Below are 13,303 nucleotides of genomic sequence, written 5' to 3' on the forward strand. Positions count from 1 at the left end.
CCAGGCTCACACCACCCGCACCACATGCCGCACCACCGCGTCGAACAAGTACCCCTGAGTGTTGTGCACCGTCGCCTCCGGCTGGGTGTGGCCGGAGGTGTCCGTGGTGCGGGACAGGAGTGTCGTCGTGCCGGGGGTGCTGGGGTGCCATGGGGTGGTCCAGCGGGTCCAACTCGACTGGCGGGGGCTGTCCTTGAGGTGGGCCTGGTGCCAGGTCTCGCCGCCGTCCGTGCTGATGTCGACTCGGGCCACGGGGGCCTTCGCCGACCAGGCGCGACCTGTGAGGTGGTGGGTTCGGTTCGCCGGGAGGCTTGCGTTCCAGGGGAGTTCGAAAGCGGACTTCAGGGTTTGGCGGGTGAGAGGGGTGCTGCCCTCCGGGGGGTACGCCTCGCCGAACAGGCGGTAGAACTGCGTGTTCCAGGGCGAGTGGAGGGGTGTTGACGAGACTTCGATGTCGCCTACCCATTTGATCGACGCGATTCCCACCCAGGACGGGGCCACCAGGCGCACCGGGTAGCCGTGGTCCGGAGGGAGTGGGGCGCCGTTCATCTCATACGCCAGGATGACGTCTTCCATCGCCTTGGAGAGCGGGAGCGGGCGGCGGACCTTGCCCAGGTTCGTGCCGTCGTCCGTGATGTAGTCCGCGTCGAGACCCCTCGGCATCACGTCCACCGCGTGGCGCGATACGCCTGCCAGGCGCAGGACTTCGGAGAGGCGTACGCCGCGCCAGCGGGCGTTGCCCACCGCTCCCTGGGTCCAGGCCGTGCCTGAAGCCGGCTGGCCCTGTTGGGTCGTGAAGAAGCTTCGGGCGTTGCCCGCGCACTCGATGAGCGCCGAAGTCGTCGTCGACGGGAGGCGTTTGAGGTCGGCGAGGGTGAACTCCCTGGGCTCCCTCGGGCCACCCTTCAGGCCGTCGCCCCAGACTTTCAGGGTCCATGTCTTCGCGTCCACGCGCGGCGTCGCCGTGTGGTTGCGTACGAAGAAGTGCGATACCGGGGTGTAGTAGCCCGTCTCCGCGAGCGCCTCGAACTTCGTCTCCGCGTTCGTTCCGCGGATCGTGAAGCGGGCTGGGGGGAGGGGCTTGATGATTCCGGAACTCCTTGGGGTGGAGCTCGCTGCCGCCGCCGGGCGCGCTCCCAGCGCCGATGCCGCGCCTGCCGCCCCGGTCGCCGCCAGCAGTCGCAGCAGGTCCCTGCGCGCCGGGCCCCCGGCGGCCAGCCACTGGGCCCGTCTGCGTCCCTCGTACGCCTCTTCGGACGTCTCTTTGGAGATCATGGGCGTCATCGTACGAGCTGACCCTCACGCAACTCGCTGATGAAACACGCCAGTTACGGTGTTGTCGTCGACACTACATACACCATCGGATGCTCCGGATTCGCGCGGTTCACCACCACGTCAAGGGTCGGGGCCGGGTCCTTCTTCACGTGGGTGAGGCCGAGCCAGGGGCCCGGGTCGGTGAACTCCCAGCCGACCACCTTGCGGTCGCGCTTGCTGATGGTGATGTCGTTCTTCTTCAGTTCCGGGGTGCTCGTGCCGATCTGCTTGAGGAACTTGTCCAGGCCCTTGTTGCTCGTCAGGAACTGGGCGTACAGGCGGCTGGTGCGCCAGTTGTTCGTCTCGTAGTAGGCGACTTCCCTGGAGTACGGCTGAATCGGCACGTCGTACAGGCGGCGCTGCACCTTGGAGGGCCAGCCCGCCGTGAGGCCGGTCGCGGAGTACTTGTCCTCCTTGTCGCGGCCGCTGTTGCGGCTCTGGTTCGCGGAGATCACCAGATAGCCGGCCGGTACGCCGATGAGCAGGACGATGATCGTCGCCGTCAGCCAGCGGCGGCGGATCATATGGCGGTGGCCCTCGGCGGGGCCGCGGCTCCCGTCCGGGGAATCCTGGGAATCCGGGGACGAGGGTTGGCGGGGCACGGTCATCTGCTTACTGAGTTCCCTGAGAGGTGCGGTTGTTGGAGCGGCGCGCTTCCGCGAAGCGCTCATAGCGTTCGTAGCGCTCCACCCGGCGGCGGTTCGCCCGGCGGAAGCGGCGGGCCACCAGGCGGGCCAGGTCGGCCGCGCCCACCATGCCCGCCTCGGGGCCAAGCTGGGCGCGGGCGATGCGGGCCTCGGGGCGGTAGCCGCGGCCGGTCAGATGGCGGCGGAAGGCGTCGCGGGCCGGGCCGATCAGGAGGTCGTCGGCGGCCGATACGCCGCCGCCGATCACGAAGCAGGACGGGTCGAGAGCGGCGGCCAGGTTCGCGATGCCGACGCCGAGCCACTGGCCGATGTCCTGGAGCAGCTCGATGCACATCGCGTCGCCCTCGCGGGCCAGCTCGGTGATCAGGGGGCCCGTGATGTCGGGGATGCTGCCCTTGACGCGCTCGATGATGCCGTACGCCACCGGTGAGTCGGCGGCGGCCAGCTCGCGGGCCTCTCTGACCAGCGCGTTGCCCGAGCTGTACTGCTCCCAGCAGCCGCGGTTGCCGCAGGGGCAGCGGTGGCCGCCGGGGACCACCTGCATATGGCCGAACTCCCCGGCCACCCCGAACTTGCCGCGCTTGACCTGGCCGTCCTCCAGGATCGCGCCGCCGATGCCCGTACCGAGCGTGATCATGACCAGGTGGTCCTCGCCGCGGGCCGCGCCGAAGCGCCACTCCGCCCAGGCTGCGGTGTTCGCGTCGTTGTCGACGAGCACGGGGACCGCGAGGCGGCCCGAGATGCGGTCGCGGAGGGGTTCGTTGCGCCAGGACAGGTGCGGGGCGAACAGGACGCGGTTGCGGTCCGCGTCGACCCAGCCTGCCGCGCCGATGCCGACCGCGTGCACGTCGTGCCGGTCGGAGAGGTCGAGGACCAGCTCGACGATGGTGTCCTCGACGACCTTGGGACTCTTGGACTTGTCCGGCGTCTCGGCCCGGAGCGTCTCCAGGATGTTGCCGTCGGCGTCGACCACGCCCGCCATCACCTTCGTACCGCCGATGTCGATGCCGACCGTGGGGACGCGGGGCGCCGTCAGATGGGATCGGCGCTCACGCGTGCCTACGGTCCGCAGGACGGTGGCTCGGGCGGAGCCGCGGTGCGCGAGGTCGCGGTAGGTGCTCATTGCCTGGATTCTGCCATTGCGGTGGCCCTGCGGCTGAACGGTGGGCCGGTGGTCGGTCTCGCTCCCGCCGGTTCGTGTTCGTCTGCGGGCCCGACGGGGCTTGTCGCGCAGTTCCCCGCGCCCCTTACGGGGCCCTGTCCTCCAGCTCGTGACGCAGGTCGTCCAGCTCGGAGCCGCCCGCCATCTGGCGGGTCAGCTCGTCCAGGGTGACCTCGTCACGGGCATAGCTGCCGAACATCGTGCCGCGTTTGAGGAGGACGAAGCGGTTGCCCACCAGGTATGCGTGGTGGGGGTTGTGGGTGATCAAGACCACTCCCAGGCCCGCGTCCCGCGCCGCCGCCACGTACTTCAGGACCACGCCTGACTGCTTGACGCCCAGCGCCGCTGTCGGCTCGTCGAGGACGAGGACCTTCGCGCCGAAGTAGACGGCGCGGGCGATCGCCACGCACTGGCGCTCACCGCCCGACAGGGTGCCGATCGGCTGGTCGACGTCGCGCAGGTCGATGCCCATGCGGAGCAGCTCCGCGCGGGTCGTCGCGCGCATCAGGTCGACGTCCAGGCGCTTGAAGGGGCCCACGCCCTTCGTCGGCTCGGAGCCGAGGAAGAAGTTCCGCCAGACCGGCATGAGAGGGACGACGGCCAGGTCCTGGTAGACCGTGGCGATGCCGCGGTCCAGGGCCTCGCGGGGTGAGGAGAGCTCGGCGTCCTCGCCGTCGATGCGGAAGCTGCCCGCGTCGTGCCGGTGCAGGCCAGCGATGATCTTGATGAGCGTTGATTTGCCCGCGCCGTTGTCGCCGAGGACGCAGGAGATCTCGCCCGTGTGGACCTCCAGGGACACGCCTTCGAGGGCGCGGATGTTGCCGTAGTACTTACTGACGTCGTCGAGCTCGACGAGCGGGGTGCGGCCCGGCTCCGGGTCCGGTACCGCGTCGGTGACGTCGTTCGTGTCGGTGGTCACTTCGTCGCCTCCGCGCGCTTGCGGACCCAGTGGTTGAGCAGGGTCGCCAGGAGCAGCATCACTCCGAGGAAGAACTTGAACCAGTCCGGGTTCCACTCGGCGAACACGATGCCCTTGCTGACCATGCCGAAGATGAACGCACCCACGGCCGCGCCGACCGCGGAGCCGTATCCGCCGGTGATCAGACAGCCGCCGATGACGGCCGCGATGATGTAGATCAGTTCGTTGCCGACGCCCCCGCCGGACTGGACGACGTCGTACGAGAACAGCAGGTGCTGGCCCGAGATCCAGGCGCCGAAGGCGACGCCCATATAGAGGCCGATCTTGGTCGCGGCGACCGGGACGCCGACCGCGCGGGCCGCGTCCTCGCCGCCGCCGACCGCGAAGATCCAGTTGCCGACGCGGGTGCGGAGCAGGATCCAGGTGGCGACCACGATCAGGCCGAGCCACCAGAGGATCGTGATCTTGAAGTCGACGCCGCCGATGGTGATCGTCGAGGCGAAGACGTCCTTGGCGGAGGCGAAGCCCTCCATGTCGGAGATCGACTTCGTGGAGACCGTGCCGCTGATCAGCTTGGTGAAGCCGAGGTTCATGCCGGTCAGCATCAGGAACGTACCGAGCGTGATGATGAAGCTCGGCGGGTCGGTGCGCGTCAGCATCACGCCGTTGAAGACGCCGACCGCGAGGGTCGCGACGAGCGAGACGAGCACGCCGACCCAGACGTTCGCCGTCATCTGGTAGCTGAACATCGACGAGATCAGCGCGGAGGTCGTCACCATGACGCCCGCCGACAGGTCGAACTCGCCGCCGATCATCAGGAGCGCAACCGGCACCGCCATGATGCCGAGCGTCGACGCCGCGTAGAGCACCGTGGCGAGGCTGGTGGCCTGCAGGAAGCTGTCCGCGACGACCGCGAAGAAGAGGAAGACGGCGAGGGCGCCGACGACGGAGCCAAGCTCGGGGCGGCCCATCAGCTTCTTCAGCGGCGAGGCCTTCAGGAGGCGCTCGTCGGTCTTGGTGTCCGGCGAAGGCGCTGGTGCGGGTGCGGTCGCTGTCATCGCGTCCCTCGCTTCGCGTATTCCTCCAGCTTGGCGGCCTGGCCCTTGGTGACGATCTGCGGCCCGGTGAGGACCGGCTTGCCGCCGCCGAGCACATCGTCGTTGTACTTGTAGAGCCAGAGCAGGTCCACGGCCTCGTAGCCCTGGAGGTAGGGCTGCTGGTCGACGGCGAAGCCGAGCGTGCCGGACTTCAGGCCCGCCGCCACCTTCTCGTTCAGGTCGAAGGTGTCGACCTCGGCCTTGCTGCCCGCGCTGTCCGCGGCCTTCACCGCGGTGTCCGCGAAGGGCGCACCGAGCGTGACGACCGAGTCGATGTCCTTGTCCGACTGGAGCTTGGCCTCGATGGAGGACTCCACGTCGGGCATGTCCGTGCCGGTCACGTACAGGTTCTGCATCTTGCCGTCGAAGGTCTTCTTGGCGCCGTCGCAGCGCTGCTCGTGGCCGACGTTGCCCTGCTCGTGCAGGATGCAGAGCGCCTTCTTCTTGCCGCGCTTGTTGAGCTCGTCGCCCACTGCCTCGCCCGCGATCGTCTCGTCCTGGCCGATGTGGGTGAGCGCGCCGAACTGCTTGGACTCCGCGGAGCCGGAGTTCACGGTGATCACCGGAATGCCGGCCTTCTTGGCGCGGGCCAGAGCGCCCTTCATCGCGTCGGGCTTGGCGAGGGTGACGATGATGCCGTCGACCTTCTTGTCGATGTACGAGTCCACGAGCTGGGCTTGCTGCTGGGCCTCGTCGTCATGCGCGTACAGGAAATTGATGTTGTCCTTGGCGGCGGCCTGCTTGGCGCCTTCCTGGACGATGTCCCAGAACGTGTCGCCGTCACCCGAGTGGGTCACCATCCCGAACGTCCAGTTCGGCGTGTTCACCGCGGCCTTGCCCTGTGCCGTTGCCGCCTTGCGTGCGTCCTCGGCGCGCTTGCCGCCGGTGCTGCTGCACCCCGCGAGGGATACCCCGAGCACCGCGACCAGCACGGCGCCCACCGCACGTACCCCTGTCTGAACCCTTGCCACGACGCCGTGCCCTTCTAGCTCTGTTCCTCGGTGAGGCCGGTCCGGATCCCCGGCCCCAGCCGCCCAAGTATCGACCACGCGGATCACGCATGTGTTCATCGGGTACCGCGGGCGGTGTACTTCTCCAGCTTCGGTACGTCCTTCTCGGTGACGATGGCGGGTCCGGTGAGGACGGGCTTGCCGCCGCCGAGGACGTTCGCGTTGGTCTTGTAGAGCCACAGCTCGTCGATGGCGAGATAGCCCTGGAGGTAGGGCTGCTGGTCGACGGCGAAGCCGACCTCCTTGGCCTTGAGGCGCTTGACGACCTCGGCGTTCAGGTCGAAGGTGTCGACCTCGGCCTTGCTGGCGGCATCCTCCTTGGCCTTCACCGAAACGGCCGCGATGGGCGCGCCGAGGGTGACCACCGCGTCGATGTCCTTGGTCGCCTGCAGCTTGGCGCTGATGGAGGACTGGGCGCTGGGAGCGTCGGTACCCTCGACGTTGAGGTTCTCGACCGAGCCCTTGAAGGCCTTCTTCACGCCAGCGCAGCGCTGTTCGAGCGAGACATTGCCCTGTTCGTGGATGACGCAGAGCACCTTCTTCTTGCCGCGTTTGCCGAGCTCGTCGCCGACGGCCTCGCCCGCCACGGACTCGTCCTGCCCGATGTGGCTCAGCGCGCCGAAGTCGGCGGAGAACTCGCCGCCGGAGTTGATCGTGACGACCGGTATCCCGGCGGCCTCGGCCTTGCCGAGCACCGCCTTCATCGCCTCCGGCTTGGCCAGGGTCACTACGATGCCGTCGACCTTCTTGTCGATCGCCGACTGGACCAGCTCGGCCTGCCCCTTGGCCTCTTTGTCGTTGGAGTAGAGGAAATCGACGTTGTCCTTGCGGGCCGCCTGCTTGGCGCCGCTCTGGACGATGTCCCAGAAGGTGTCGCCCTCGCCGGAGTGCGTGACCATCGCGATCTTGAGGCGGGGCGTGTTCACGCCCTTGCCGCCTCCCCCGCCGTCGCCCGACTTGTCCTCGTCGTCCTTGCCGCCGGAGCTGCTGCAGCCGGCGACGAGCACGATGGCCGCCACACAGGCCGTGATGCCCGCTGCCCTACGGTCTTTGCGCATGAGTGGGACCGCCCCTTCTCCCGGCCGCCTCAGTGCGGCTGGGGGAGTTCTAGCCGGGGGCGTGCGGCGGCGTCAATGACTTTGTCAGAACATTCTTACGAACGTTGATGAGTTGGTATCTACGGCCGTACGGGCACGGCGGGCTACGGCCGTACGAGGAGCTGGAACTCGAAGGAGTAGCGCGAGGCCCGGTAGATGTGCGAGCCGAACTCGACCGCGCGGCCCGTGTCGTCGAAAGTCGTGCGCTGCATCGTGAGCAGCGGGGCCCCCACGGGCTCGCCGAGCCGCTCGCCCTCGTCGGCGGTGGCGGCGCGGGCGCCCACGGACTGGCGCGCGCTGTGCAGAGTGATGCCCGCGGCGCGCATCAGGCGGTAGAGGCCGGTGGCTTCGAGGTGTGTGGTGTCGAGGTTGAGCAGCCCGGCGGGGATGTGGTTGCGGAGGCAGGCCATGGGCTCGCCGTGAGCCAGGCGGAGCCGCTCGACCAGGTGCACCTCGTCGCCCTCCGCGACGCCGAGCGCGGCGGCCACCTCGGCGGAGGCGGGCTCGACGGTGTTGAGCAGGACGCGGGTCTCGGGGCGCTGGCCGGCCGCCTCCAGGTCGTCGTAGAGGCTGCTGAGCTCGAGGGGGCGCTTGACCTGGCTGTGCACGACCTGGGTGCCGACGCCCCTGCGGCGTACGAGCAGCCCCTTGTCGACCAGCGACTGGATGGCCTGGCGGACGGTCGGCCGGGAGAGGCCGATGCGTCCCGCCAGCTCGATCTCGTTGCCGAGCAGAGTGCCCGGCGTCAGGGCGCCACGCTCGATCGCCGCCTCCAGCTGCTGGGACAGCTGGAAGTACAGCGGGACCGGGCTGCTGCGGTCGACGCCGAGCTGGAGGGAGACGGTCGGGTCCACGGCTGATGTGGCGGCTGGTTTGGGCACGTGGCGAGCCTAGTCGCAGGGAATGATGACGGGAAGTTCTGAAGTTCTGTTGTCCGGACAAAAGGGCCCCCTCGGAGTGATCTCCGAGGGGGCCATGGGTTCCGAGGGGGCCATGGGTGACGTCACGGCACCTGTGCCACGCCGACCCATCCGGCCCGAATGGTCAGCGAGCCCGGCATGGCCGCGTCCGGCTTCCACCTCGGCCAGGGAACGAAACCGGGATCGACGAGATCGAGGCCGTCGAAAAGGGAGATCGTCTGCTCCGGGCTGCGCAGGATGTAGGGGATCGCGCCGGAGTTGTTGTACTCGTCCTGCACACTGCGGTGCAGTTCGTCGTCGGCATCGGAGTGGGTCAGCGAGGCGAAGCTGCCCGAAGGAAGCCCCGATACCAGACCACGCACCAACGTCAGCACGTCTTCCCACGGGGAGATGTGCCCCAGCACATCATTGATCACAAGACCGATGGGCTGGGACATGTCCAACGTCTTCGCGGCACCTTGAAGGATCGCCTCGGTGTCGCGCATGTCCGCGAGCACATAGTCCGTGGCGCCTTCAGGTGTACTCCTGAGGAGCGTGTCGACGTGCATCAGGACGATCGGGTCGTGATCTACGTAGACCACCCGGCTGTCCGGCGCGACGCGTTGCGCGATCTCGTGAGTGTTGTTCGCCGTGGGCAGCCCGGCACCCACGTCGAGGAACTGTTTGACACCTTCCGCCGCCATCCAGCTCACCGAGCGACGCAGCACATCGCGAGACTCCCGGGCCATCGGGACGATCAGGGGGAACTTCTCCTTGTAGGCGTCACCGGCCTGTTGGTCGGCTGCGTAATGGTCCTTGCCGCCCAGCCAGTAGTTCCAGACGCGTGCGCTGTGCGGCAGGGACGTATCTATCTTGTGGATGTCCGCTGGTTCGCTGCTCATGACGGTGCCTCTCTCAACAGATCAGGGTGCGTGACAACCAGCGGAACGATCCACCGCTTCGGCCGAACTACACAGTGGTACACGGTAGTTCGGAGTCGCGATCATGTCGCTGACATCAGTGAAGACGGCAGCTCGCGTCCGAGCTCAACGAGATCCAGGAAGCGGGTTACGCCCATCTCGGAGGTTCTGTTGTCCGGACAAAGGATTGACAGGACCGCGGGTCGTGGTGAGGGTGGGGCCATGCGCATCGGACTGATCGGAACGGGCCGTATCGGCACATTTCACTCTGCGGCTCTTCAGCGGCATCCCGAGGTGGATTCGCTGGTCGTCGCCGACGCGGACGCCGGGCGTGCCGCGGGGCTCGCGGCACGGATCGGCGCGGCGTCGGCGCCCTCGGTGGACGACATCTTCACGGGGGGCGGCCGGTCGGGCGCCGTGGACGCGGTGGTAATCACGGCGGCGACCTCCGCGCACGCCGAGCTGATCGGCAAGGCGGCGCGGGCGGGGCTTCCGGTCTTCTGCGAGAAGCCCATCGCTCTCGACCTGCCCGGCACGCTCGCCGCACTCCGGGAGGTCGAGGCCGCGGGCACGGTGCTTCAGCTGGGGTTCCAGCGGCGCTTCGACGCGGGGTACGCGGCTGCGCGCGATGCCGTGCGGTCGGGGCGGCTCGGGCGGCTGCACACGGTCCGGGCGATCACTTCCGACCCGGCGCCGCCGCCTGCCGCGTATCTCCCGCTCTCCGGCGGGCTCTACCGCGACTGTCTGGTCCACGACTTCGACATGCTGCGGTGGGTGACGGGCCGCGAGGTGACGCAGGTGTACGCGACCGGTTCGGACGCCGGGCCCGCGATGTTCCGCGAGGCGGACGACATCGACACCGCCGCGGCGGTCCTCACCCTCGACGACGGCACGCTCGCCACGGCGACGGCGACTCGGTGCAACGGCGCGGGCTACGACGTACGGATGGAACTGGCCGGAGAGGACGACCAGATCGTGGCCGGTTTCGACGACCGCACGCCCCTGTCCTCCGTAGAGCCCTCGGGCCCACCCCCGCCGGAGAAGCCGTGGCCCGGCTTCCTGGAGCGGTTCGCTCCCGCGTACGAGGCGGAGCTCGCGGCGTTCGTGGATGTCGTACGAGGCGAACGGCCGAACCCCTGCGACGGGCGCGAGGCGCTGGAGGCGCTGCGGATCGCGGAGGCGTGCGAACTCTCACGACGGGAGGGGCGGGCGGTACGGCTGGCGGAGATCGCCGGGGGCTGAGCTTCGGTGGCCTCCCGGCCGGGGGCTGATCGCTCGCCCCGGGGGCCGCTCGGGGCTACTCCACCCCGTCCAGCAACCCCGCGTCATGCGCCAACAGCGCGATCTGCACCCGGTTGTTGAGGTCCAGCTTCGTCAGGACCCGGGATACATGTGCCTTCACCGTGGCCACGCTCAGGTACAGCTCCGCCGCGATGTCCGCGTTCGACGCGCCTCGGCCCACCGCTACGGCCACCTCTCGTTCCCGCTCCCCCAGCGGCGCGAGGCGCTCCAACGCCCGTTCCCTGCGGCCCTGTTGAGGACCCACCTCGGTCACCTGCGTGATCAGCTGCTGCGTCACCGAAGGGGAGAGCACCGGCTCGCCCGCCGCCACCGCCCGTACCGCCGCGACGATCTCGGCGGGCGGGGTGTCCTTGAGGACGAAACCTGCCGCCCCCGCCCGCAGGGCCCGCAGGACCTGTTCGTCGGCGTGGAACGTGGTGAGGACGATGACCTCGGGGGCGTCCGGGCGCTTGCGGAGGGCCTCCGTCGCCGCGAGGCCGTCCATCGTGGGCATCCGGATGTCCATCAGGACGACGTCAGGGCGCAGTTCGGCGACGCGTCCCGCGACCTGGGCGCCGTCGCTCGCCTCACCCACGATCTCGATGTCGTCCGCGCCGCCGAGCATGAACGACAGGCCCGCGCGCACCAACGGGTCGTCGTCGACAAGCAGCAGCTTGATGAGGTTCATGGGACCTACCGTAACCAGGTGGGGGAGCCGGGGATCGTTGTCACGCGGGCAGCTTGAGGTGAAGGGGGCCGCAGCCGACGCGGTCCGCCTCCGCGGCCACATAGCGGGGCAGGAGCGTGCGGATGTCGGCGGCGTGATCCGTGTCGTCGGCCCGGATGAGGAAGGTGATGTCGCCGGTCTGGCACTCGGCCTGGAAGAGGCCGAAGTCGTCCCGCAGGAAGCCCACGCCCTGCGCGCCGCCCGACGCCTTGACCTCGGGGCCGCCGTCGAACTTGAGGCCTCCGTAGAGCGCGGCGAGGCGCGGGTCCTCGACCGTCATGAGCCGCAGACTCGGGTGGCCGAAGAGCACATCGCGGTCGCAGGTCCGTACGGGGCCTGCGCCCACCGTCACCAGCGGCCGGTCGTACTTGTCGGCTTCCCGCCCGTCCCGCATGTGCAGCCCTTCGATACCGCAGATCGCGTCGGGCTTCTCGTCCTTGAAGCGGGCGGGCGCGGGCAGCCGGTCCGCGGGGTCCCGCACCCTGCCCTCGCACCCCTGCTCGGCCAGGTATCCGTTGACGAGTCTGACCACGGCAGTGGTGAGCCGGGCGCGTTCGCCGGTGTCGACCTCGTCCTCGTAGGTGGTCCAGCCCGTCTCCACGTCGATCACCAGCGGGCCGTCGTGCTCCGGCGCCCTGCCGACGCAGCCCTCCGGAACCGCCAGCCACGCGCGCGTGTCCGACGCCATGCCCAGGAGGCCGCCGCCCAGCGAGGTCATCCGCGCGGACAGGTACTCGTCGGCCCACTTGTCGCCCGAGCCGCCGAACCGGGTATCCAGCTGATGGACCTGGGCCGTGACCCGCCGGCCGCGCGGCGACTTCAGACGGCACACGCCTGACGGGCCTTCGGAGGAGAAGTGGTCCGAGGTGACGGGCACGTCCGACGCCTCGATGTCCCGTTTGCCGTCGAACAGATCCGCCACGTCGTCCTGGCTCAACGCGCCCCAACATGCCGACCCCGCCTCGAAGGGCCCCGCCTCCGCCTGCCAGGCCACCCCGGCCCCGCCGAGCAGCGCCCCGGCCACAGCGGCGGCCACGGCCGGCCGCAGCCGCCCGCGCGTGAGCCGCCGCCAGTGCCACCAGGGGCGGGGCACCTCCGGAGTCGCAGCAGCCGTCGTCATCTCGTCCGTCGTCTCACTCATCCGCGCTCTCCCCCGGTTCCGGCGGGCGCGACAACATCGCACCCCAGTCGCTGCGTCACCGCGTCGGTGAACGCGGCGAAGTGGCCCCGGGCTTGATACGCCGGTGCGCCCAGCATCAGGAACGTCGTCGGACGTCCCGCGCACCGGGCCCGTACGACCTGATGGTCGGACGCGAGGACCCCCTTGCCCCGCCAGCCCCGCGCGGGCGCCCTGTCGCCCATCGCGTCCTTGAGGAGCGCGTCGATCCGGGGGTGCGCGACCATCAGGGCGTCGAGGAACTCCACGTCGGTGCGGCCGATGCGGACCGAGCAGGACTGCAGGTCCTTGGTGACGGCGCCGACCTGGTAGCTGGCCTCCCGCTCCCTCGCCTCGTCCAGGTCGAGGTCGAGGCCCTTGATGCGGCACGCGGGATCGGAGTAGAAGGACTCGTTCTTCTCCGGCAGCGTGAGTACGGGCGCGGTGACGCTCAGCGGCTCCGCCGGGGCACAACCCGCCTTCTCCATCCCCTTGTTGGCGGCCGTCACCAGAAGCTCGGTCACCGCGCGCGAGCCGCCGAGATCGGTCTTCTGCGGCAGCACGTCCGCGGGCTCCGACCGCTCCCGCGCGTCGAGGGTGACCGTGGACGGGCGGCCGTCGCGGGTGTCGCACCGCTTCGGCAGCACCAGCAGGCCGCGAGCACCGGCCACGGCGCCGGGCAGCCCGTCGGGCAGCGGCATCGCGCCGTCGCCGAGATATCCGTTGAGCCACGACAGACGGGTCTCCGCGTCCTTCGGCGCCCTGCCGTACTTCACCGTGACCGTGGTGTCCTGGACGCTCTTGTCGCCGTCGGAGAAGACGAGGCTCGAGTGCACGGCCAGGGTGCACGAGCCCGTGGGCTTCCCCGGTGTCGGCGACACCTCCTTGGACGTACGACTGTGTGCGTCATCGCCCGAGTAGGCCTCGTCGCCCAGGATGCCGGGCCCGCTGTCCTGTTCCCAACCGCCCCAGCAGTAGCGGTCCTTGGCTGCCAACGGCCCCTGGAACGCCCAGGCTCCGAGCCCCGCCGCCAGGACGACCACCACGGCACCCGCGGCCACAGCCCTGCGCCGT

General features: G+C 69.5%; 13 protein-coding genes. 1 reads left to right on the forward strand and 12 read right to left on the reverse strand.

Annotation, left to right across the window (positions count from 1 at the left end; all coding sequences use genetic code 11):
* Positions 1 to 6 precede the first annotated feature (6 nt).
* The 9 genes from ACGFSB_RS06330 to ACGFSB_RS06370 form a co-directional block, all read right to left on the reverse strand.
* Positions 7 to 1,284, reverse strand: a complete 1,278-nt coding sequence (locus ACGFSB_RS06330) for a sulfite oxidase (protein ID WP_393394873.1) — start codon at positions 1,282 to 1,284, stop codon at positions 7 to 9.
* A gap of 44 nt (positions 1,285 to 1,328) precedes the next feature.
* Positions 1,329 to 1,922, reverse strand: a complete 594-nt coding sequence (locus ACGFSB_RS06335) for a sugar kinase (protein ID WP_393394876.1) — start codon at positions 1,920 to 1,922, stop codon at positions 1,329 to 1,331.
* Between the two features lie 4 nt (positions 1,923 to 1,926).
* A complete protein-coding gene (locus ACGFSB_RS06340; RefSeq protein WP_393394879.1) occupies positions 1,927 to 3,084 on the reverse strand; it encodes an ROK family glucokinase in 1,158 nt (385 codons plus the stop codon).
* A gap of 124 nt (positions 3,085 to 3,208) precedes the next feature.
* On the reverse strand, positions 3,209 to 4,042 hold the full coding sequence (locus ACGFSB_RS06345) for an ATP-binding cassette domain-containing protein (protein ID WP_393394883.1): 834 nt from the start codon (positions 4,040 to 4,042) through the stop codon (positions 3,209 to 3,211).
* Complete coding sequence (locus ACGFSB_RS06350) at positions 4,039 to 5,100, reverse strand: ABC transporter permease (protein WP_393394885.1); 1,062 nt, start codon at positions 5,098 to 5,100, stop codon at positions 4,039 to 4,041. The genes ACGFSB_RS06345 and ACGFSB_RS06350 overlap by 4 nt, the downstream gene beginning before the upstream one ends.
* Positions 5,097 to 6,110 carry a sugar ABC transporter substrate-binding protein gene (locus tag ACGFSB_RS06355; protein ID WP_393394888.1) on the reverse strand — a complete coding sequence of 338 codons (1,014 nt, stop codon included), beginning with the start codon at positions 6,108 to 6,110 and terminating at the stop codon, positions 5,097 to 5,099. Before ACGFSB_RS06355 ends, ACGFSB_RS06350 begins: the two co-directional genes overlap by 4 nt.
* 95 nt (positions 6,111 to 6,205) lie before the next feature.
* Positions 6,206 to 7,207, reverse strand: a complete 1,002-nt coding sequence (locus tag ACGFSB_RS06360; protein ID WP_393394891.1) for a sugar ABC transporter substrate-binding protein — start codon at positions 7,205 to 7,207, stop codon at positions 6,206 to 6,208.
* Between the two features lie 143 nt (positions 7,208 to 7,350).
* Positions 7,351 to 8,100 (reverse strand): GntR family transcriptional regulator, encoded by a 750-nt coding sequence (locus tag ACGFSB_RS06365; protein ID WP_393395798.1) that lies wholly within the window; start codon positions 8,098 to 8,100, stop codon positions 7,351 to 7,353.
* A 149-nt stretch (positions 8,101 to 8,249) separates the two neighbouring features.
* Positions 8,250 to 9,047, reverse strand: coding sequence for an SAM-dependent methyltransferase (locus ACGFSB_RS06370; protein ID WP_393394894.1), 798 nt, complete (start codon positions 9,045 to 9,047; stop codon positions 8,250 to 8,252).
* Between the two features lie 240 nt (positions 9,048 to 9,287).
* Here ACGFSB_RS06370 and ACGFSB_RS06375 point away from each other — a divergent pair, with 240 nt between their 5' ends.
* The gene (locus tag ACGFSB_RS06375; protein ID WP_393394896.1) at positions 9,288 to 10,307 is read left to right on the forward strand and encodes a Gfo/Idh/MocA family oxidoreductase; all 1,020 of its coding nucleotides are present in this window, start codon (positions 9,288 to 9,290) and stop codon (positions 10,305 to 10,307) included.
* Between the two features lie 55 nt (positions 10,308 to 10,362).
* Here ACGFSB_RS06375 and ACGFSB_RS06380 read toward each other — a convergent pair whose 3' ends face one another.
* Genes ACGFSB_RS06380 through ACGFSB_RS06390 form a run of 3 tightly spaced genes read right to left on the reverse strand, consistent with a single transcriptional unit; the run spans position 10,363 to position 13,290 of the window.
* The gene (locus ACGFSB_RS06380) at positions 10,363 to 11,034 is read right to left on the reverse strand and encodes a response regulator (RefSeq protein ID WP_393394899.1); all 672 of its coding nucleotides are present in this window, start codon (positions 11,032 to 11,034) and stop codon (positions 10,363 to 10,365) included.
* 40 nt (positions 11,035 to 11,074) lie between these two features.
* Positions 11,075 to 12,214 carry a hypothetical protein gene (locus ACGFSB_RS06385; protein WP_393394902.1) on the reverse strand — a complete coding sequence of 380 codons (1,140 nt, stop codon included), beginning with the start codon at positions 12,212 to 12,214 and terminating at the stop codon, positions 11,075 to 11,077.
* Positions 12,211 to 13,290 (reverse strand): hypothetical protein, encoded by a 1,080-nt coding sequence (locus ACGFSB_RS06390; protein WP_393394905.1) that lies wholly within the window; start codon positions 13,288 to 13,290, stop codon positions 12,211 to 12,213. Before ACGFSB_RS06390 ends, ACGFSB_RS06385 begins: the two co-directional genes overlap by 4 nt.
* Positions 13,291 to 13,303 lie beyond the last annotated feature (13 nt).

This window comes from Streptomyces sp. NPDC048441, from assembly GCF_043200235.1.
Taxonomy (GTDB): domain Bacteria; phylum Actinomycetota; class Actinomycetes; order Streptomycetales; family Streptomycetaceae; genus Streptomyces.